The 20417-nt window shown below is 68.0% G+C and carries 21 protein-coding genes and 1 tRNA gene; 7 read left to right on the top strand and 15 right to left on the bottom strand.

The features are described 5' to 3' along the window. Nucleotides 1-189 precede the first annotated feature (189 nt). The gene (locus DPM12_RS03325) at nucleotides 190-744 is read left to right on the top strand and encodes a hypothetical protein (protein ID WP_112256852.1); all 555 of its coding nucleotides are present in this window, start codon (nucleotides 190-192) and stop codon (nucleotides 742-744) included. A gap of 52 nt (nucleotides 745-796) precedes the next feature. Here the strand turns inward: DPM12_RS03325 and DPM12_RS03320 are convergent, their stop codons facing one another. Then, on the bottom strand, nucleotides 797-1585 hold the full coding sequence (locus DPM12_RS03320) for an ROK family protein (protein WP_245951191.1): 789 nt from the start codon (nucleotides 1583-1585) through the stop codon (nucleotides 797-799). A 69-nt stretch (nucleotides 1586-1654) separates the two neighbouring features. On the opposite strand from DPM12_RS03320, the gene DPM12_RS03315 reads away from it, so the two are divergent. The 3 genes from DPM12_RS03315 to DPM12_RS03310 all read left to right on the top strand — a co-directional run bounded on the left by DPM12_RS03315 (nucleotide 1655) and on the right by DPM12_RS03310 (nucleotide 4124). Next, a complete protein-coding gene (locus tag DPM12_RS03315; protein WP_211658332.1) occupies nucleotides 1655-2494 on the top strand; it encodes a sulfurtransferase in 840 nt (279 codons plus the stop codon). Nucleotides 2495-2560: 66 nt separating this feature from the next. Beyond that, nucleotides 2561-2653, top strand: a tRNA-Ser gene (locus DPM12_RS23050). Nucleotides 2654-2885: 232 nt separating this feature from the next. Next, on the top strand, nucleotides 2886-4124 hold the full coding sequence (locus DPM12_RS03310) for a serpin family protein (RefSeq protein ID WP_158542710.1): 1239 nt from the start codon (nucleotides 2886-2888) through the stop codon (nucleotides 4122-4124). 112 nt (nucleotides 4125-4236) lie between these two features. Here DPM12_RS03310 and DPM12_RS03305 read toward each other — a convergent pair whose 3' ends face one another. The 6 genes from DPM12_RS03305 to DPM12_RS03280 form a co-directional block, all read right to left on the bottom strand. After that, nucleotides 4237-4971 (bottom strand): GolD/DthD family dehydrogenase, encoded by a 735-nt coding sequence (locus tag DPM12_RS03305; RefSeq protein WP_112256849.1) that lies wholly within the window; start codon nucleotides 4969-4971, stop codon nucleotides 4237-4239. 20 nt (nucleotides 4972-4991) lie between these two features. Next, nucleotides 4992-6050, bottom strand: coding sequence for a substrate-binding domain-containing protein (locus tag DPM12_RS03300; RefSeq protein WP_112256848.1), 1059 nt, complete (start codon nucleotides 6048-6050; stop codon nucleotides 4992-4994). Between the two features lie 112 nt (nucleotides 6051-6162). Further along, nucleotides 6163-7068: an ABC transporter permease gene (locus DPM12_RS03295; RefSeq protein WP_112257118.1), complete on the bottom strand. Its 906-nt coding sequence runs from the start codon at nucleotides 7066-7068 to the stop codon at nucleotides 6163-6165. A gap of 98 nt (nucleotides 7069-7166) precedes the next feature. Then, a complete protein-coding gene (locus DPM12_RS03290; protein ID WP_112256847.1) occupies nucleotides 7167-8726 on the bottom strand; it encodes a sugar ABC transporter ATP-binding protein in 1560 nt (519 codons plus the stop codon). A gap of 28 nt (nucleotides 8727-8754) precedes the next feature. Beyond that, the gene (locus DPM12_RS03285; protein ID WP_112256846.1) at nucleotides 8755-9519 is read right to left on the bottom strand and encodes an SDR family NAD(P)-dependent oxidoreductase; all 765 of its coding nucleotides are present in this window, start codon (nucleotides 9517-9519) and stop codon (nucleotides 8755-8757) included. Next, the gene (locus DPM12_RS03280; RefSeq protein ID WP_112256845.1) at nucleotides 9519-10574 is read right to left on the bottom strand and encodes an NAD(P)-dependent alcohol dehydrogenase; all 1056 of its coding nucleotides are present in this window, start codon (nucleotides 10572-10574) and stop codon (nucleotides 9519-9521) included. Before DPM12_RS03280 ends, DPM12_RS03285 begins: the two co-directional genes overlap by 1 nt. Before the next feature lie 150 nt (nucleotides 10575-10724). Here DPM12_RS03280 and DPM12_RS03275 point away from each other — a divergent pair, with 150 nt between their 5' ends. Next, a complete protein-coding gene (locus DPM12_RS03275) occupies nucleotides 10725-11651 on the top strand; it encodes a sugar-binding transcriptional regulator (RefSeq protein ID WP_112256844.1) in 927 nt (308 codons plus the stop codon). Here DPM12_RS03275 and DPM12_RS03270 read toward each other — a convergent pair whose 3' ends face one another. The 7 genes from DPM12_RS03270 to DPM12_RS03240 form a co-directional block, all read right to left on the bottom strand. Beyond that, the gene (locus DPM12_RS03270) at nucleotides 11652-12497 is read right to left on the bottom strand and encodes a class II fructose-bisphosphate aldolase (RefSeq protein WP_112256843.1); all 846 of its coding nucleotides are present in this window, start codon (nucleotides 12495-12497) and stop codon (nucleotides 11652-11654) included. After that, complete coding sequence (locus DPM12_RS03265) at nucleotides 12494-13423, bottom strand: 1-phosphofructokinase family hexose kinase (RefSeq protein WP_112256842.1); 930 nt, start codon at nucleotides 13421-13423, stop codon at nucleotides 12494-12496. The genes DPM12_RS03270 and DPM12_RS03265 overlap by 4 nt, the downstream gene beginning before the upstream one ends. Further along, nucleotides 13420-14394, bottom strand: coding sequence for an ROK family protein (locus tag DPM12_RS03260; protein ID WP_112256841.1), 975 nt, complete (start codon nucleotides 14392-14394; stop codon nucleotides 13420-13422). The genes DPM12_RS03265 and DPM12_RS03260 overlap by 4 nt, the downstream gene beginning before the upstream one ends. Continuing rightward, the gene (locus DPM12_RS03255) at nucleotides 14391-15293 is read right to left on the bottom strand and encodes an SIS domain-containing protein (RefSeq protein WP_112256840.1); all 903 of its coding nucleotides are present in this window, start codon (nucleotides 15291-15293) and stop codon (nucleotides 14391-14393) included. The genes DPM12_RS03260 and DPM12_RS03255 overlap by 4 nt, the downstream gene beginning before the upstream one ends. Before the next feature lie 411 nt (nucleotides 15294-15704). Then, nucleotides 15705-16490: a DeoR/GlpR family DNA-binding transcription regulator gene (locus DPM12_RS03250; RefSeq protein WP_112256839.1), complete on the bottom strand. Its 786-nt coding sequence runs from the start codon at nucleotides 16488-16490 to the stop codon at nucleotides 15705-15707. A gap of 291 nt (nucleotides 16491-16781) precedes the next feature. After that, nucleotides 16782-17162: a hypothetical protein gene (locus tag DPM12_RS03245; RefSeq protein ID WP_112256838.1), complete on the bottom strand. Its 381-nt coding sequence runs from the start codon at nucleotides 17160-17162 to the stop codon at nucleotides 16782-16784. A gap of 111 nt (nucleotides 17163-17273) precedes the next feature. After that, nucleotides 17274-17795, bottom strand: coding sequence for an arsinothricin resistance N-acetyltransferase ArsN1 family B (locus DPM12_RS03240; RefSeq protein ID WP_112256837.1), 522 nt, complete (start codon nucleotides 17793-17795; stop codon nucleotides 17274-17276). Nucleotides 17796-17834: 39 nt separating this feature from the next. Here DPM12_RS03240 and DPM12_RS03235 point away from each other — a divergent pair, with 39 nt between their 5' ends. After that, a complete protein-coding gene (locus DPM12_RS03235) occupies nucleotides 17835-18398 on the top strand; it encodes a helix-turn-helix domain-containing protein (RefSeq protein WP_112256836.1) in 564 nt (187 codons plus the stop codon). On the opposite strand, the gene DPM12_RS03230 is transcribed toward DPM12_RS03235, so the two are convergent. Further along, nucleotides 18389-19384 carry an AraC family transcriptional regulator gene (locus DPM12_RS03230; RefSeq protein WP_112256835.1) on the bottom strand — a complete coding sequence of 332 codons (996 nt, stop codon included), beginning with the start codon at nucleotides 19382-19384 and terminating at the stop codon, nucleotides 18389-18391. The genes DPM12_RS03235 and DPM12_RS03230 overlap by 10 nt on opposite strands. Before the next feature lie 158 nt (nucleotides 19385-19542). Between DPM12_RS03230 and DPM12_RS03225 the strand changes: the two genes are divergently transcribed. Then, complete coding sequence (locus tag DPM12_RS03225; protein ID WP_112256834.1) at nucleotides 19543-20403, top strand: NmrA family NAD(P)-binding protein; 861 nt, start codon at nucleotides 19543-19545, stop codon at nucleotides 20401-20403. Nucleotides 20404-20417 lie beyond the last annotated feature (14 nt).

Here is a 20417-nt window from a genome sequence, read left to right as displayed (position 1 = left end):
ACGCAGGCGGCTGGATCGGGCGCGTTCGAATGGTCCGGCGGGTGCGCCCGATCCAGCCAGTTCGAGCCGCGACGTTGCGGCAACCGGACACAACGAGAGTGATGGCTACAGATTTCACGAATGCGTGCGCGCTCGTTACATTCGCGTGTCGGCGTTCAGCTCGTGTGACTTTCGTGTAACGCTGGTCCGGTGCCGATCGAGTTCATCGGGGCCAACCCCAACGTGACCCTGTTCCGCGGTCAGGCCAAGGCGGGATTCGTGTCGCTGTGGGAGGCCGAATGGAGCGTGCGCGGTCCCGGCGTCGCCGTGCTGGCGTGGGTCGAGGGTGATACGTCGGTGCGCTTGCTGACGCCGGAGTTCGCGCTCGGAGCGTGGCTTGCCGACACGTTCAGCCGTCATTTCCCGGAGCTGGCCGACCTTCCCGAGGTCGGCGAGCCGGTCGAATGCGAGATTCGCGAGTGGCGGATCACCAACGAGCACGTACGTGCCAGGGTGACCGGTGAAGACGGCTCGCGGGTCGGCGTCACCATTGCCCAGCCGTTCGCCAGCCGTCCCGTGGTGGTCACCGATTGGCAGCTGGGCGATTCACTGTGGACGCTCACGAACCTGCTGACGTTCTGCACCGACGCCACGCTGGAGATCGATGACGCGCGCGTGCTGGGACGGGCGGTGGTCAGCGAGGACGGCGAGAAACCGACGTCGACGGCGTTCATCGCCACGCATGAGACCTGGACGCGTCACTGATCGGTCCGTACCGGCACGCGATTCGCGATGGCGGTCGCCACGCGTGCGACGATCAGATCTCTTCGATGCGCCGCCCGCGCGATCCGGCATCGTTCCACAGCCGGATACCGCCGAGCAGACCGTACTTGTTGCCGACGATGGTGACGTCCGGACCGAGGTCCCCGTGTAGATGCTTGGCACCTCCGCCGCCGACGTAGAGCTGATCCCAGTACAGGACCGGGCGTAGCCCGTTGATCGCGCGCGTGACGCGGCGGCTCCAGCGCCGGTTGCCGAGCTTCTTGCGGGAGTGGTGGCCGAGCTGCTGGTCGTAGGTCTGGCCCTTGCGAAATGGCGCCTGGGAGAGCTCGACCTTGGGGAGTAGCCGGCCGTCGTCGAACAACGCGCAGCCGAGTCCCGTCCCGAGCGTCAATACGACCTCGAAGCCCTTGCTCTCGATCACCGCCAGCCCGGCGATCTCCGCGTCGTTGAGTACCCGCGTCGGCCGGCCGAGCGCTCCCTCGAGCGCCGCCTGGATGTCATAGCCGGACCACTGCCGGACGAGGTCGGGGCGGGGTCGCGTGAACGGTCCGGCCTCGGTGACGTAGTGCGGGGTGGCGTAGACGACGCCGAGACGGACCATCCCGGGAAAGCCGACGGACACGCGGTCGAAATCCTCGCCCGTGTTCCTGGCCAGGGAAACCACGGTGTTGACGAGGACATCCGGAGGGCACGGATACGGTGTCCGCAGCCGAACGCGTTCGTGCACGGGTTCGCCCGCCGCGTCGAGTACGGTGGCCTTGAGGCCGGTTCCGCCGCAGTCGACGGTCAGCGTGCGTGGACCGTGGCCAGCAGGGGTCGTCACGCCACGACGGTAGCGTGTCATCAGCGATGAGTGTGAATCGTTGGCCGATGAATCCGGGAGACGGAGCACGTGGACGTACTGATCGATGTCGCCGAGCTGGCCCGCCTGCGCGCCACGAATACCCCTGTGACCTTGCTCGATGTCCGTTGGAAGCTCGGTGATCCGCAGGGATATCGGCACTATCTCGATGGCCACCTTCCCGGTTCTGTTTACGTCGACCTCGATACCGAGCTGGCTGCCGCCCCGTCGTCCGAGCGCGGCCGGCACCCGTTGCCCGATGTCGCGGACCTGGAGCGTTCCGCTCGCCGCTGGGGTGTGCGCTCCGACGGCGTCGTCGTCGCCTACGACGACGTGGCTGGCACCTCCGCCGCGCGGGCGTGGTGGCTGCTGCGCTGGGCTGGTGTGCCGGATGTCCGGCTGCTCGACGGCGGGCTGGCTGCGTGGCGCCGGGCAGGTCACCCCCTGGAGACCGGCGAGGTCACGCCAGTCCCGGGCGATATCACGCTGGACGCCGGGGCCATGCCGGTGATCGACATCGATGATGCCGCCCGGTTGCCGTCCGACGGCGTGCTCCTCGACGCTCGAGCCGGAGAGCGGTATCGAGGTGAGACCGAACCCGTCGATCCGCGTGCCGGGCACATCCCGGGTGCGCGGAGCGCGCCAACGGCGGACAACCTCGATGCGGCCGGGCATTTCCGGCCCCACGCGGAGTTGCGCGAGCGTTTCGCCGCGCTGGGCGTCACCGGCGATCGCCGGGTGGGCGTCTACTGCGGTTCGGGGGTCAACGCCGCACATCAGGTCGCGGCGCTCGCGGTCGCGGGCATCGACGCCGCGCTGTATCCCGGATCGTGGTCGCAATGGTCGGCGGATCCGCAACGCCCTGTAGCCAGCGGTGAACAACCTGGGTGACGTCCTGGATGTGGCCGCGGGGCGCTCGATGGCGGGTGGGCCTTCGTGGCACACTTGCTATGGCCGGGAGGGCTGCCGGAGTGGCCGAACGGGGAACTCTTGAAAAGTTCTAGGGCGGGGCCCTCTCCGTCCTCATGGGTTCGAATCCCATGCCCTCCGCGGGTGGAAACATGAGGTGCCTCGAAGGGAACACATTCCCTGGAGACCGGCATCGTCGAGGCGGTGATCTCGACGATGCCGGTCTTCACGAGAGATCGATGATCCCGGAAGGTGCGGCACGGCACGCCCGCGACTCGCGACGCGACGGCGCGGAACCGGTCTTCCCCACGGCGCGTCGAAGCTGTGAACGATGAATCCGACGCGCCGATGCGGGCCAGCGAAGGGGGAGCACATGTCCGTGGCTCGAACGGTCGCAGCCGTCCTGGCGGGCGTGGTGATGCTCGCGGGCTGCGGGGACGACCGCCCGCCCGGTGACGCCGGTGCGATCGACGCCGACCTGGTGGCGGATCTCGGCAACGACGATGCGCGGGCCGTTGGCGAATCGGTGAACCAGTTCGGGTTCGACCTGCTGGGCGAACTCGGCGAGGGTGACGAGAACGTCGTGACGTCGCCGGTCTCGGTTTCCGTGCTGCTGGCCATGGTGCTCGCCGGTGCCGGCGGCGACACCGCCGAGCAGATGAGCGAGGTGCTGCACCTGGATGAGCCCCGTGACGTGCGTGTCGGCGCGCTGCTGGGAAGGCTCGCGGACACCGACGACGTCGTCTTGTCGGTCGCCAACGCGTTGTGGGCCCGGCAAGGTACGGAATTCGAAGACGACTATCTCAGCTTCGTGGAAGACACCTTCGGCGCCACGGTCGAGGAAGCCGATCTGAGCGCCGGGGAGATCGTCGACGAGATCGACGGATGGGCCGCGGACCGGACCGAGGGCAAGATCGATGAGATCGCCGAAGATCTGGGACTGCCGTCGGGAAACGCCGTGCTGGTGCTGCTGAATGCGGTGTACTTCCTCGGCGAATGGACCACGCCGTTCGATCCGGACGACACCCGTGACGAGCCGTTCACGATGCTCGACGGCAGCGCCGACGACGTGCCGACGATGCACCTGCGGCAGGAAGACTTCGACTACGTCGAACGTGATGGTTACGAGATGCTGCGGCTGCCGTACGGCGAGGACGAGCGGTATGGCATGGAGATACTGCTGCCGGACGAGAGCTCGGATGTCACCGAGTTGACGACCCGGCTCGACGCGCGGGAATGGGCCGACGCCGTGGACTCGTTGAGCAGCGCGACCGTCCAGGAGCTCGCCCTGCCGAGCTTCGAACTGGAATGGGGTATGTCGCTGGACGACCCGCTGCGCCACCTGGGTATGGATTCGGCCTTCGACGGGAGCGCGGACTTCCGGCCGATGTCACCGGTCAATCCCTTCCTCGACACGGTGGTGCACAAGACCTACATCAAGGTCGACGAGGAGGGCACCGAGGCCGCGGCCGTGACCGGGGGCGTCATGGCGGAATCGGCCCCGACGGACGCGCTCGAATTCCGCGTGGACCGGCCGTTCATCTTCACCATCTCCGATCAGGAGACCGGCACGATCCTCTTCCTCGGCACCGTCACCGACCCCTCCGCATGACCACCTTCCGAATGATCATGTTTGGTACGTTTTCTCCGGCCGTAACACGGCTGTAGACGTGGTACGGCCCGAGAAAACCCAGTACGGCTGGGACAGTGGCGGCGAGTACGGCTCAGCGGATGGTGTATCCACCGTCGACCAGGAGATCCACTCCGTTGATCATCGCCGCTTCGTCGGAGGCCAGGAAGGCCACGGTCGCGGCGATCTCGTGCGGTTGCGCGAACCGCCCCGCCGGGATCTGGGCCTTGAGCGCGTCGCCGCCGGGGTTCTCCCAGATCGGCTTGCTCAGCTCGGTGAGAACGACGGTCGGCGACACGGCGTTGACGGTGATACCCGAGCCGCCCCACTCCAGAGCCAGGACCTTGGTGAGCCCGACGACTCCCGCCTTCGACGCCGCATACGCCGCGTGATCGTGCAGCGCGACGGTGGCCGCTTGCGAGGCGATGTTGATGATGCGCCCGGACCCCTGCTCGATCATCTGGGGCGCGACGGCCTGCGACATCAGGAACGTGCCGGTGAGGTTCACGCGCAGCGTCTGTTCCCATCCGGCGAGCTCGAGATCGAGCGCGGGTGCGATCGAGGCGACACCTGCGCAGTTGACGAGTACGCCTACAGGTCCCCACCCCTCGTTCACCTGCTGGACTGCGGCGGATACCGCGTCTGGATCGGTGATATCGCAGCGCACGGCATGTGGGCCGGCCGCATCGGCTGGCTGGGGAGCGTCGCTGACGTCCCGATCCAGCACGACGACGGGCGAGCCCGGTGCCGCCATCGCCTCGACGATGGCGGCACCGATGCCGGATGCTCCGCCAGTGACGACCGTGACCCTGTTGTTTCGAGTGTTCATCCCACGAGTCCTCGTGTCGTTCACTGGCCGGGGAGATCTTCGTAGGCGATGTCGCCCGTTTCGAGGTTCTGGTCGGTGAGCTCGGGCAGGTCCTCGAGGAAGGCCTCCCGCTCGGTGACGACGTGTTCCATCGCCACGTCGACGTTCTCCTGGGTGATGGCCGGCATGACGTAGACCGGCTCCCGGTCGACGTCCTCACCGCGGACGATCCGCTCCGCGACGGCCAGGCCCGCGGCGAGCTCGACGGCGCCATTCTGCAGTGATGTGCCGATCATGTCGCCGTCCTTCACAGCGGCGAGCCCGTCCTCGATACCGTCGATGCCGACGATCGGGATGTCGTCCATTCCGGCCTCGCGCAGGGCCTGCAGGGCGCCGAGGCCCATGTCGTCGTTCTGCGCGACGACGCCGTCGATGTCGTCACCGAACGCCGAGATCCAGTTGTTCATGCGGTTGACCGCTTCGTTGCGGCTCCAGTTGGCGGTCTCGCGGGCCAGCACCTCGATGTCGGGGTATTCCTCCAACACCTGGTCGTTGCCCTTGGTGCGGTTCATCTCGCCGGATCCGCCGAGGGGACCCTGCAGGATCACGATGTTGCCTTCCCCGTCGAGCTCCTCGGCCATCATCTCCATCTGCTGGGCGCCGGCGTGGACGTCGTCGGGCTGGACGCTGGCGGCCAGGTCGTCGCTATCGAGCTGGGCGTTGACGGCGAGTATCGGGATGTCGGCCTCGTTCGCCGCATTGATCTGGGGCTGGAGAGAATCGGCCTGAACCGGTACGACGATGATGGCGTCGACCCCTGCATTGACGTACTGATCGACGTGGTCCGCCTGGATGCTGACGTCGTCGTCGGCGCTGTTCCACAGCAGTTCGATGTTGTTCGCTTCGGCGTAGGTCTCCATGCCCTCCTGTCCTTCGGTGATGAAGGACGACATGTTGTACACGGTGACGCCGACGCGAATCTGTTCTTGCTCATCGTCGCCGGTGGACGCGGTGTCGGCGTTGGGGTCGCCGGCACCGCAGCCGGCGAGGGCGAGTGAGAGGAAGGCGGTGCCGACCGCGACATGAGTGAGACGAGACACGGTGAACTCCTTTGCAGTTGGGACCGGTTTGGTAGGGGTGAATCACGGCGGAAGGGGCCAGGTCCGGGCGATGCCTTCCGGTGACGTCTTCCGCCGACGTCTTCTGGCGGCGTCAGGTTCGTCGTTTGACCGACCACACATCCACGGCGACAGCCGCGACGATGAGCGCCCCCTTGATGACGTCTTGCCAGTACGCGGGCACGAGGAGCAGGTCGAGCCCGTTGTTCAGGGTCTGGATGAGGAACAGCCCGAGCGCGGTTCCCCAGATGCTGCCGCGACCGCCCATGAGACTGGCCCCACCGATCACCACGGCAGCGATGGCGTCCAGCTCGTAACCGACCCCCAGGGACGGCGGGCCCGAGATGACCCGTGATGCGAGCATCACCCCGGACAGCCCTGCGAGCAGGCCGCTGATCGCGTACACGCTGAACAGGATGTTGCGGGTGTCGACTCCGGCGATCTCCGCCGCCGAGCGGTTGCCGCCGACGGCGTAGACGCGCATCCCGTACGAGGTGTTGCGCATCATCACGCCCAGCCCGAGAATCCCGACGATCATGAGGATCACCGGTATCTGGAGGCCGAAGATCCTGGTGTTGGCGATGTCACCGAACTCGGACGGCAACCCGTTGATCGGTGCGCCGCCGCCGATCGCGTAGGCGACTCCCGATCCGGCGGTCAGCATCCCGAGGGTAGCGATGAACGGCGGCACGTCTAGCCTGGACACGAGGAGGCCGTTGATCGAACCCGCCAGCGCGCCCACGGCCATGGCGGAGAGCACGGTCAGCCAGACCTGTCCGGGATTGGCCATGGCCACGCTCGCGGACGTCATCGCCGCGACCGCGATGACACTGCCGACGGACAGATCGATGCCCCCGGTGAGGATCACCAGCGTCTGACCCAGCGCGATCAGGGCGAACGGTGCGGCCGCCACGAGGATGGATTGGACGTTGTCCAGCGTGGCGAAACGGGCGCTGCGGTAACTGAAGTACGCGATGACCAGCAGCATGACGAGCAACATGGCGCGCCGGATCAGCAGCGCGCGGATCCGCGTCCCGTTCAGCCATTCATCGAGACGGCCCGGCGACGACGTGGGTGGCTGGTCCTGGTTGGTGAGAGTCACAGTGTCTCCTCCTGTACCGCTGTCACAGGGGTCGAACCGTCGTCGCCGTCGGGGCCGTCGAGGCCCGATGCGAGCCGGAAGATGACGTCTTGCACGTCGTCGCGGTCAAGCTGGGTACGGTCCAGTTCCCCGGCGATGCCGCCCTCGCGCATCACCAGCGCCCGATGTGACATGCCGAGCACCTCGACCATGTCGGACGAGGCCATGATCACGGCCATGCCTTCGGCGGCGAGGGTGGAAATGATGCGGTAGATCTCGGAGCGGGCGCCGATGTCGACGCCGCGGGTCGGCTCGTCGAGCAGCAGGACGTCGACGTGGCCGGTGAGCCAGCGTGCCAGGACAACCTTCTGCTGGTTTCCTCCCGACAGCGTCCCGACGTCCTGGGAGAGCCCGCGGCTGCGCAGGTGCACCGATTCCATCGCCCTCTCGACGTCGCGCCGCCGTGCCCGCTGGCGTAGCCAGCCCGCGACGTTGAACTGCCCGACGCGTGGAAGTGTCCCGTTGTCCAGGACGTTCATGCTCAGGATGGCCCCGCTTGCCTTGCGGTCCTCCGGCACCAGCGCCATGCCGGACGCGATAGACTCGGTCGGACGGCCGCGGCGCACGCGCTTGCCCGCGACCCGGATCGTGCCCGATTCGGTGGGCCGGACACCGAAGATTGCCTCGATCAGCTCGGTCCGGCCCGCGCCGACGAGCCCGGCGAGGCCGAGAATCTCGCCCCGCTGCACGGAGAGCGACACCGGTTCTGGCGCCCCCTCGACGTGCAGATCGTCGACCTGGAGCACGGTCTCCTCGCCGGTGGGTTGCATCGGAGGGAAGAGATCGTCGAGCTCGCGCCCGATCATCGCGGTGACGATGTCGTCGTCGGTGGTCTCCCGGATGGGGGAATCCATGATCATCCGACCGTCGCGAAGGACGACGATCCGGTCCGCGAGGGAGCGGATCTCACCCATCTTGTGGGTGGTGAACACCATTGCCACGCCCTGGTCGCGCAACCGCCGGACGACGCGGTAGAGCCCCTCGATCTCCCGATCGGCGATGGCGGAGCTTGGCTCGTCCAGCAGGAGGACGCGTGCGCCTCGGCTGGAGTTCTTGACGATCTCGACGATCTGCTGCATGCCGACCGGCAGCGTGCCCATGCGCTGTCCCGGATCGATGTCGACACCGAAGACGGACAGCATCTCGGCCGCTTCGCGTGCCATCGCCCGGCGATCGAGAAGCCCCAGCTTCGTCTTGATCTCGCGCCCGACGAAGAGGTTCTCGTATACCGTCATGTGTTCGATCGCTGCCAGCTCCTGCGGCACGATCGCCACGCCGCTTCGTTGCGCGGCGCGGATGTCCCCATCGGGAAGCTGTTCACCCCGGACGTGGATGCTGCCGGCGTCGGCGTGGTACTGCCCGCTTGCGATCTTCATGAGCGTTGATTTGCCGGCACCGTTCTCGCCGGCCAGCGCGGTGACGGTGCCGAGTTCGAGCTGCAGGGACACGCCGCTGAGGACGGGGATTCCGCTGAAGAATTTCTCGATGTCGCGGCATTCCAGAATCGGCGGGCTCATGGCCTCACCGCCACGACGTTCGTCATGGTCACCACAGCGTGTACCCCCCATCGGCGACGAGAACCGAACCGGTAATGAAGCTCGCGGCCTCGCTGGCGAGAAAGACGACGCTGGGAGCGATCTCTTCGGGCAGCGCGCAGCGTTGCATCGGCGCGTCGTCGATCCAGTAGGGCGTGAACCGGGGATCGTCCACCGGCGCCATGTCCGTCTTGATGTATCCGGGAGCGACCGCGTTGACGCGGATGTTGTGCGGTGCCCACTCGGCGGCCAGCGACTTGGTCAGCTGGTGCACGGCTGCCTTGGACGAGTTGTAGGCGGGCTGCATCTGCGGGCGGTTCACGATCAGCCCGGAAATGGAGCCGATGTTCACGATCGAACCGTGACCCGCCGTGCGCATGTGGCGGCCGGCCGCCACGGTAGCTTTCCACAGGGCGCGCACGTTGAGGTCGAAGACGGCGTTCCATTCCTCGTCGGTGACGTCCCAGGACTCGGCGTGAAAGCAGATGCCGGCGTTGTTCACCAGGATGTCCAGGGCACCCAGAGTCGCGATCGCCTCGCCGGTCATCCGCTCGATCGCAGCGTCGTCGGTGAGGTCGGCTTCGATGCCGGTGACGTCCAGACCTCCGGCGCGTGCCTCGGTGACGAACTCGGCGGTGCGCTGGGCATTGCGGGCAGCCACGGCTACCCGGGCGCCGGATTGCGCGAGCGCGACGGCGATGGCCTTGCCCAGACCCTGGTTGCCGCCCGTGACGAGTGCCCTGCGCCCGGTCAGGTCGAAGGCGTGATAGGGCATCAGGACTCCTTTCCGGGATACACGATGGATTTCAGGCTCTGCGGATCGGCGTCGCTGTCGAGCGCGTCGGCGACGTGGTCGAGGTCGTAGCGGCCGGTCACCATCGAGTCGAGCTCCACCTGCCCGGAGGCGACGAGGTGCGCGGCCAGCGGCCAGGTGTCGGTGTAGCGGAAGACGCCGGTGACGGTGATCTCGCGATCCTGGATGGTGGAAACCGGAAGGACGAGTTCGGCCTCGCCGAGGCCGACGAGTACCGCCGTGCCGGCCGGGCGCACGCAGCGTATCCCCGACATGACCGCCGATGGCGCGCCGCTGGCCTCGATGAAGGCGTCGACAGCGAGGCCAAGGCCGGTAATGTCCTCGGCCGTCGGGTCGATGGCGGTGGTGGCGCCGTAACGCTTCGCGCGGTCCCGGCGCGGCGCCACGGGATCGGTGATGATCACTTCGCGGGCGCCGAATGCGCGGGCGGTCTGGGCAGTGATGACGCCGATCGGCCCCGCGCCGGCGATCAGCACTCGCGCGCCGGGTGTGACGCCTGCCTTGCGCGCGCTGGCGATGGCGACGGACAGCGGTTCGAGAAGGGCTGCGGCCTCGGCAGTGATCCCGTCCGGAACGGCGTGCGCGAAGAGGGCGGGTGCGGTGACGTATTCGGCGAAGGCGCCGTCGATGGGCGGCGTCGCGTAGAACTCCATGCGGGGGCAGAGGTTGTATCGCCCGGAGAGGCACTGCCAGCACGTGTGACAGGGGCGTTGCGGTTCGATGGCCACGCGCTGCCCGATGCGGGAGGCGTCGACGCCTGGACCCACGCCCGCGATCCGGCCGGAAGCCTCGTGCCCGAGGATCAGGGGAGCCTCCACGACGAAGTCGCCGAGCCGGCCCTCCCGGTAATAGTGCACGTCCGAGCCGCACACTCCCACGGCCTCGACGTTGATGAGGACGTCGCCGGGCGACGGCGCCGGGACGGGCCGTTCCTCGACGCCGAGTTCGAGCCTCCCCGTCAGCACGCTCGCACGCATGCGCTCCGGAAGTGCACGGGCGGGTGCGGGCTCGTCCATGTGGCGCTCCTCTCGTCGATGCCGTGTCAACGCGGCTTCGCCCGTTTCGGTGGCAATGCGACGGCGAGTATCGACATCGGTTTGCACAAACGTCAAGCGGTGTGCTCATATGTGCAGAGCCGGAGGGTCGAGTGAGCCGAGGAGGGTGTCATGGGTCCGGAGCAGCACGCCATGCTCGTGTCGATCGCGCGCCGGCACTATCTCGACGGCGTGTCGAAGGTGGACATCGCGAAGGAACGCGGCATCTCCCGGTACAAGGTGGGACGGCTCCTGCAGACCGCGCTGGACGAGGGCATCGTCCGGATCGAGATCCAGGCGCGCGGCGGCATCGACTACGAGCTGTCCGAAGCCCTGCGGGTGAAGTACGGCCTGCGCCGCGCCCTCGCCGCGGAGACCCCGGACGAGGTGCACGTACACCACGGCATCGGCCAGGTGGCGAGCGCGTTGCTCAGCGAGATCGTCACCCGCGACGATGTCCTCGGTGTCGACTGTGGCCGTACCCTCGCCTCGATGGCCAGGCAACTACACAGCCTGGAACGGTGCGATGTCGTGCAGCTCACCGGCATGGCAGGCGTCATCGGCCAGACGGCCACGGACATCACCCGGGTGATCAGCGAGGTCAACGGTGGCCGGGTCTTTCCGATCTACGCGCCGTACATCGTGCCCGACGTGCACACCGCGCAGACGCTGCGCAATCACCCGGCCATCCGGTCGGCCATGAACTACTACCCGAAGATCACCAAGGCTTGCGTGGCGATCGGCGCGTGGACACCGGAGCTCTCCCAGATGTATCCGCTGCTGAACAGCGCGGACGCGCAGCGATTGGCGCAGCGGGGCGTGGTGGCCGAGACGTGTGCGCTGACCGTCGGGGCCGACGGTCAGCGGATCGACGCCGTGGATGAGCGGCGCATCGGGGTGTCCGACACCGCCTTGAAGAAGATTCCGGACGTCATCGCCTTGGCGGGAGGCCGGGGCAAGACGAGGGCCGTGGACGCGGTGCTGAAGTCGGGAATGGTGAACTCGATCGTGACCGACACGTTTCTCGCGGCGCGGCTGCTCGGCGATCGACCAGATTGATCACCCTGGAACCGCGCCGGCGTGCAGGAGCCGCATCATCCGGGCAGCCTCGGTGGTGACGGCGTCCCGGCCAGCGGCGATGTAGGTCCGGGGGTCGACGACCTCGTCCCGGGCCAGTCGTTCGCGAACGGCCCGGGTGAACGCGGCGTTGAGATGCGTGGCGATGTTGACCTTGGCGATTCCCGCGCGCACGGCCCGGGCCAGCCCGTCGTCCGGAACTCCACTGGATCCGTGCAGGACGAGCGGCACGTCGACGGACTCGTGTAGCGTCTGGATGAGGCTCTCGTCCAGGACGGCCTCCCGTGTGGTCATGGCGTGCGAACTCCCGACGGCGACGGCCAGCGCGTCCACGCCGGTATCCAGCGCGAAGGCCCGAGCCTCGCCCGGATCGGTGCGCACCCCCGGCGCGTGGGCGCCGTCCTTACCGCCGACCTCCCCCAGCTCGGCTTCGACGGAGACGCCGCGCTCGTGGCAGTGCGCCACGACCTCGGCGGTGCGGGCCACGTTCGCCGCGTAGTCCAGTGCCGCGCCGTCGTACATGACGCTGCTGAAGCCGAGCTCGACGGCCTCGTGCACGAGCTCGACGCTCGTGGCGTGGTCGAGATGCACCGCGACGGGGACGCGCGCGCGGCGAGCGAGGTCGAGGGTGGCCGTGCCGAGAGGCGCGAGGGCGCCGTGGTACCGGACACAGTTCTCGCTGATCTGGAGGATGACCGCAAGCCCGGCATCGTCCGCTGCGGCGATGAGCGCTTCGGCGTGTTCGAGCAGGATGACGTTGAACGCTCCCACACCGCGCCGGCCGGCGCTGGCGGGACGCACGATCTCGCCGGTAGTCGTCAGGCTCATTCCACGACCTCTATCTCCTCGACGTCGATGGTGGGCGCCAGTGCGCGCCAGCTGGCGGCGTCGAACTCGCCGGCGACGGGCGAGCGCACGGTGGCGGCGGAGAGCGCACATGCCTGCCGGAGCGTGTCGGGCCACCGCCAACCCGCCTGCATGCCCCGGGCGAGCGCCGCGACGACAGAATCGCCGGCGCCGGTCGCATTGCCCGTGACCGGTGACGGCAGCCGTGCCGTCCAGGTGCCGTCGCCGGTGACCGCGAGCAGTCCGGCAGCACCCAGTGAGACGACGACCGCGGCGCCGGACTCCCGGCGCAGCCAGGTGGCGGCCCGGTGGAGATCCTCGATACCGGTCGCTTCGCGCAGCTCGTCCGCGTTCGGTTTGAGTGCCGACGGCCGGGCGCGAGCGGCGGCGAGGAGCGCGGGGCCGGACGTGTCGACGACAATGGGCACGCCAGCGCCGGACACGGCCTCGACGAGGCTGGCGAGGGCCGCGGCTGGCACTCCGGGCGGAAGGCTTCCCGAGACGGTGACGACATCGGCGTCGGCGCACAGTGTCACGACCCGGTCATGGAGAAGCCGCCACGTCGATGCGTCCACGGCGGGGCCGGGCTCGTTGAACGATGTCGCCGTGCCCGTCGCGTCGTCTACCACCGTCACGGTGCGGCGCGTGTCCAGCTCGGCGGTGATGAAGGTGTCGCGCAATCCGTGCGCACCGGCCCGCTCGCGAAGTGCCGCGCCCTCGGCCCCGCCGGCGATGCCGGTCACGGCCACGGACACGCCAAGCGCATCGAGGACCCGGGCCACGTTGAGCCCCTTGCCTCCCGGGCGGCTGGCCGTGGTACGTACGCGGTGCGTCTGGCCGGGATGCAGCTCGTCGACGGTGTAGGTGATATCGAGGGCAGGATTGGGCGTCACGGTCACGACCGTCATGAGTGTGTCCCGCCCCTTTCCACCAGGTCGCGTGCCATCATCGCCGCTCCGATGCAGCCGGCTCGATCTCCCAGTGCGGCGGGAACGATTCGCGGGAGGTCCTGGAACGTCAGGCGCCCGGCCAGGCGGTCCGACAGCGGGTCGAAGAGCTCGGCGCCAGCCTTGGCCAGCCCGCCTCCGATGACGACGACTTCGGGCGCCAACAGGGAACATGCGGTCGCCAAGGCGCGGGAGAGCGCGTCGATGGCCTCCGCCCACACGGCCTCGGCGTCCGGATCGCCGGCATGTTTGCGTTCGAGCACGTCCGCAGCGCCGTCAACGGCGAGACCGCACCGGCGGGTGTATCGACGGGCGATGGCGGCCGCCGAAGCCACGGCTTCGGTGCAGCCCCGGGCACCGCACGCGCAGGGCTCGTCGTACCCGACGTCGACGTGCCCGAGCTCGCCGGCGAGCCCTCGGCCGTCGATCACCATCCCGTCGACGACGATGGCGGCGGCGATTCCCGTGCCGACGGGCACGACGAGCGCGTGATCGGCACCGCGCGCCGCACCGGCTCGAACCTCGGCGAGGCCGCCCGCACGGACGTCGTGACCCAGCGCCACGGGAAGTCCGGTGCGCTCTTCGGCCAGCGCGCGTATGGGGACGTCGTTCCAGCGCAGGTTTTCCGACCAGATGGCACGGCCGGAGGTGGTGTCGACGAGTCCCGGAACGGCCAGGCCGGCGGCACGAGCGTGCGCGGCGGCCGGGTGATGTCGCAGGTTGACGAGGGCCGACAGCACCGATGTGACGACGGCGTCGGCTCCGTCCTCGGGTGTGAGCCTCCACTCGACAGTGGCTGCCGCCGTGCCTCCGGCATCGACGACGGCACCCTTGAGGCGTGACCCGCCGACGTCGAGCGCGATGACCGTGTCGGCGGGAGCGGCGTCGGGCGGTGGAACGTCGGCAGGCGCCGTCGTGGGAGGCGTGGTCACAGCCGATCTGCCTTCAACACGACAGAGCGGTTGAGGTTGCGTGGCCGGTCCGGATCGAGTCCCCTGGCGAGACCGGCCGCGACCGCGAGGCGCTGAGTGCGGATCAGATCGGCCATCGGATCGAGCTCGTCCGCGATAGCCCGGGCGCCGGTAGCTCGGACTTCACCGATCAGTCCGTCCGGAGCGGCACCACCCATGAACCACACCATGCTGTCCGGGTCGGCCAGGCTGATCGGCCCGTGCCGGTAGTCCATGGCAGGATACGACTCTGCCCAGGAAAGGGACGCCTCGCGCATCTTGAGTGCCGCTTCGTGAGCGAGCCCGACCGTCCAGCCCTGCCCGAGGAAGACGTACTGCCGGTACTCGGTGAGCGTGTGGTCCATGGGTGTGGCGAGTATCGCCTCGGCCTGGGCACGCGCGGTGTCGAGCTCGTCCCCGATATGGGTACGGAGCAGGGCCAGGGCGGCCGTGGCGAATCGGGTCTGGACCACGGACTTCTCGTCGGCGAAATCGAGCACGACGAGCTCGTCGGTCGCGTGCGCGACCGGCGCCGACGGGTCTGCGGTGATGACGACCGTGGGCGTGTGCGTGTGGAGCTCCTGGAGCACGTCCAGAACCTCGCTGGTGGTTCCCGAACGGGTGATCGCGACGAGCCGGTCGTATCGCCGCTGGACGGGAAACTCCGAGGCCGCGAAGGCGTCGGTGCGGCCGAGTCCACGATACTCCCGCCGTGCCGCGTACGCCTGGGCCATGAACCACGACGTGCCGCAACCGATGACCGCCACCTGCTCGCCCGTACCGGGAAGCGCCGTGGCGACTGACGGGGTCAGCTCGGCCGCGCGCCGCCAGCACGCGGGCTGGCTCTCGATCTCGGCTTGCACGTGTGTCGTACTCGACAAGAGATTCTCCAGTGCGTCGACTCGTCACGGCACCGCCAGGCCGTCGCGGCCGGGACCGACGAGTCTGGATGGGGGCCGGGCGCCCGGTGGCACCAGTAATCATGTTCTGCCCGAAGTGTGCACAATGTCAAGCGACTTCGCCGTGTTTAGCTCATGAACAATCATTAGCGGTCGCAAAACGCTCAGTGGACATTTCCCGATAATTGCGGGCGGATGGAGCCTGTGAACAGCCAGATATGAAACGGGAGCCGTTGTGATCGAGCCGGACTGTCCGCCGCGTCGCGATAGCGGCTGGCATGTCGATGATTACTTTCAAGTGAAACAAGATTCTTCGGTCATATTCGAGCGCCTGATCCATCCGCCGTTCGTCGCGCAACCGTTCCGGGCATCCGGCTGGCCGGTGCGGATCCGTCAGGCCTGGACGACCTGGATACCGGCATCGCGGAGCCGGGCCATCTCGGCGTCGTCGGCGGAGGTGTCGGTGATCAGGATGTCGATGTTCGCGGCCGGCAGGATGTGCGCGAACGCGCGCTTGCCGAGCTTGCTGCTGTCGGCAGCGACGATCACCGTGTCGGCATGGCGAGCCAGCAGGGCGTTGATGGCTGCCTCGCTGTCGTCGTAGGCCATGGCACCGTGCTCGGGATCCACCGAGTCCACACCCAGTACCGCCACGTCCACGGCAACGACATCGAGGAGCCGTTCGGCGAGCGGGCCAATGATCTCGTACGAATGCTGGCGCACCACCCCGCCCACGACGACGACCTTGATATGGGGCCGGACAGCGAGCTCGCTGGCAATGTTCAGCGCATTCGTCACGACGGTAATGCCCGGCCCGGACTTGTTGTCGTGGAACTCGTCGCGGGTGGCGATGGCCCGCGCGACGTTGGTCGTCGTGGTGCCGCCATTGAGCCCGACGATCGCGCCCGGGCGGATGTGCTTGATGACAGCGCGGGCGATGCGCTCCTTCTCGGGAGCTTGCCGGCCCGCCTTGTAGCGCAGGGGGAGGTCATATGACACCGTCGAGGCCACGGCCCCGCCACGGGTGCGGGTGAGAAGCTGCTGACTCGCCAGGTGTTCGAGATCCCGACGGATCGTCGCAGCCGAGGCGTCGAGACTGTTGACCGCTTGGTGGACGGTAATGGATCCCTGATCGGACAGCATGTCGAGAATGGCCGTGAGCCTCTCGTGACGATCCATCAGCTCTCCAGCGCGTCAGGGTGGCGATTGCCGGCTTCGTGCATCGCTCATATTCAATCATCTTCGTGACCGATGTATGCCCACTGCGGCACGAACGAGTGTGACACCGGCGTCGGCGCATCGCAGCGGCCGTGCACGTTGAGTACCCGGCCGTGCACGGTGAGTACACGTCGATCGAGCGCGGAAAACGCTTGCTGGGATGGATTCACCGTGCACGGCGCTCGGGTCGGGCCGTCACGCTGGTCTGGCTGGTCTGGATGGCGTGGCTGGGGCGGATGGCGTGGACTCGGGTCAGGTCGTCAGGATGACGCGGAGAAGGTCATCGCCGGAAGACACCACGACGGCATCGTGCCGGAGTACCTCCGGCAGGTGCGGGATCATGGATTCATCGAGGACGCATGTCGGGGAACCGACGGGCATGATCACATATCCCGCGGCCTTGCTCACCTGGAACATGAGCTCGAAGACGTCCCGGCCCTCGGCATGGTTGATCATCAAACCATCGCCGTCGAGCCCGTACACGTCAGCCCGCCCGTCACGCGTGATGATCTCCGTGTACCCGCCGGCCGGCGGATCGGCCAGGTAACGTTCCAGGACGGTCACGGTGGCGACTCGGCCGGTGGGGGCTACATCGCCTCCAGTGAAACGCTGGAGGAAGATGTCGAAGTTCATGAAATGATCGTGCCAGATCGTCGGTCCACGTCGTCTCCGTGTGGTGTGCGTCCGTGTGCTACCAGCGATCTTACCGGCAGGCGTCGAGTGCGAGGGTCAACCCGGGTGCGGTCATGGATCTTCCCGGTAGTCGACGAGCGATCGTTGCGTCCAGGCGACATCATGCCACGCGCCGTGCTTCCAGCCGATGTTCCGGTAGGTTCCCACGGGTTCGAACCCCATGGCCCGATGCAGGCCGACGCTTCCCTCGTTCGGCAGCGTCATGCCGGCGACCGCTGTGCGAAATCCCAGCTCGGCCAGCCGGGTGAAGAGCGCGTCGTAGAGCATGCGGCCCGCGCCGGTGCGCCGCCGGCCGGGTTCGAGGTAGACGCTGACCTCGCATGACCAGCTGTAGGCGGCGCGAGCCTTGAACTGGCCCCCGTATGCGTATCCGACGACGCGGCCCTGGTCTTCGAGCACCAGCCAGGCGTGCTCGTGCTGGGCCGATGCGATGCGCTCGGCCATCTCAGCCGCCGACGGCGGTTCGTACTCGAATGTGATGACGGTGTCGGTGACGTAGGGAGCGTAGATCGCCGCACATGCCTCGGCGTCGCGTTCCGTCGCGTCCCTGACGGTCGGTGCGTTGCTATGCATGGGACGATAGTAACGTTAATGAATACTATAATGACAACTATGTCGGATCCGCTCTCCACCTCGCTCGCCGTGGCGGTACACGAGGCCCGCCTTGCACGCGACCTTTCGGTCAGCGCTCTGTCCGAGCGCTCCGGCGTGTCCCGCGCCATGATCGGCAAGATCGAACGGGGTGCGGCGCAGCCGACGGCCGCGCTTCTCGCTCGCCTGTCGGCAGCTCTCCAGATGACGCTCTCCGAACTGGTGGCGAGGGCCGAGACCGACGGCCGGAGACTCGTGCGCGCGGCGGACCAACCCACGTGGGTCGACCCGGGTACCGGTTACCGCCGCCGTGCGGTCTCGCCCGTCGCCGGCGGGCCGCTCGAGCTCGTCGAGGTCGAGTTGCCTCCCAGGGCCGAGGTCTCCTACTCCGCTGACGCCAACGCCTTCATCCACCAGCAGATCTGGATGCTGGACGGACGCCTCCGGCTGCGCGAAGGAGAGACCGAGCACGAGTTGGAGGTGGGCGACTGTCTCCAGTTCGGCGCACCGGCTGCCTGCGCGTTCATCAATCCGGACGATGACCCGTGTCGCTACCTCGTCGCCCTGGCCAAACGTCACGGCTGACGGCCCGGCGAAACGCGACGGGCTCGCCACCGGGGATGATCGCCCGTCGTCGGCTCGGCGTGCTTGCGGTGTTCGGTGGGATTGATTCCGCGGATGCGCTTGAACGCGACGCTCAGTGCAAAGGCGTTGGCATAGCCCACCTGGTGGGCGATCGACTCCACGGTCGCGTCCGACTCGCGGAGCAGGTCCGCGGCCAGGGCAACGCGCCAGCTCGTCAGGTAGGCCATCGGTGGCTCGCCGACCATGCCGGTGAAACGCCGGGCGAGCGCGGCGCGGGAGATGCCGGCCGCCTCGGCCAGCCTTTCCACCGTCCAGGGCCGTGCTGGCTCGTCGTGGATGAGGCGCAACGCGGTGCCGACCACGGGATCGCTCGGTGCCCGGTGCCAGGCCGGAGCCCGAGCCTCGGAGCGGGCGAGCCAGGCGCGCAAGCTCGTGATGAGCAGCAGGTCGAGCAGCCGATCGAGCACCGCCTGCTGCCCGGGTCCGTCCTTCTCGAGCTCGGCGAGGATCATCCCCATCAGGCCGGGTTCGAGGTCGTCGCCGGGAACGATCAGCACGTGCGGGAGTGCGGCCAACAACCGGGCGCTCACATCCCCGCGTGACGGGTAGGTGACGCTCACGATGACGACGGAGCCGTCCGGGTCGAGCCCGCAGGTGCGTGTACCCGAGCTGAGCTGATCGCTGACGTCCACGCCGTCGACCGTGGTGGCGCGGTTGCCGCTGCGGATGACCAGTTCGGGTGGGGTCGCGGGGTCGTCCGCGACGACGTAGGGCCGCGGCCCGCACACGATCGCGACATCGCCCGTGTCGGTGCGGGTGGGCACGCCGTCGTCCGGAACGATCCAGGCGTTGCCGCTGAGGGGGACCGCGAGGGACAGGGGAGCGCCGTCGTCGATCCGCAGCGACCAGGGCGGCTCCAGCACGGTCCGGTGGAGTAGTGCCCCGCGAGCGCGCGTGCCGTCGACGAGGCCGGTGAGCGCATCCATGAACGCGAGCCTAGTCCCATTCGGCCGCGAGGTGAGACGAACGGAAATCTACTCGATGCTCGTGGACATGGATCGTCTCACCTTTCCGCGCTGGAGTGGAGACGTACACCAGCAACGGCGAGCAGTGACGCTGCTCACGACGACAAGGAGTCATCGCCATGTACGTCATCGCAGGTGCGACCGGACACGTCGGCGGGCAGGCGGCCAGGACGCTGCTCGATCGGGGAGAGCCGGTGCGGGTTCTCGTGCGCAGCGCGGAGAACGGAGAGGCGTGGTCGGCGTGCGGGGCGGACGTCGCATTGGTCGATCTGTCGAACCGGTCCGCGTTTGCGGAAGCCGTGCGTGGTGCGCGCGGCGTGTTCGTCCTGCTGCCGGCGACGCCACCTGTGTCCGACTTCCACGCCGAGCAGCGCCAGCTCGCTGACGCCATCGCAGACGGGATCGGGGACAGTGCCGTGCCGCATGTCACCGTGTTGTCGTCGATCGGGGCGGACCTCAGCGAGGGAACCGGGCCCTTGGTGGCGCTGCATCACTTCGAGAACCGTCTTCGCAAAACCGGCGCCGTGCTGTCCGTGCTGCGTTCGTATCACTTTCACGAGAAGGTCGAGACGGTACTCGGGTCGGTGCGCGAAGCCGGGATCTACCCGAACTTCGGCGCGTCCGCCGACGTCGCCAAGCCGATGGTGGCCACGCGCGACATCGGTGACCTGGTGGCCGAGACGTTGCTGTCACCTCCCGTGCGGAGCGAGATCATCGACGTCGAGGGGCCGTGGTACACGGAGCGGCAGGTTGCCGAGACGCTGGCTAGGGTGCTGGATAAGCCCGTCGACGTGGTGAACGTTCCGCGTGACGAGTGGGTGGGCGCAATGGCGGCCGGGGGCGTACCACCCGGCTTCGCGGAGATCCTCGCCGAGCTGCACGACGCCGAGGAGCACGGTCTCTTGCAGCCGAAAGGTGACCGGACACGGTACGTGAAGACCGAGCTTGCGGACACCATGCGCCGCGTTCTGGAGATCTGACGCATCTGCTCCTC

This window comes from Phytoactinopolyspora halophila (assembly GCF_003287285.1).
Lineage (GTDB): Bacteria > Actinomycetota > Actinomycetes > Jiangellales > Jiangellaceae > Phytoactinopolyspora_A > Phytoactinopolyspora_A halophila.
The sequence above is the reverse complement of the archived record's forward strand: the minus strand, read 5'-3'. Positions and strand labels throughout refer to the sequence as shown.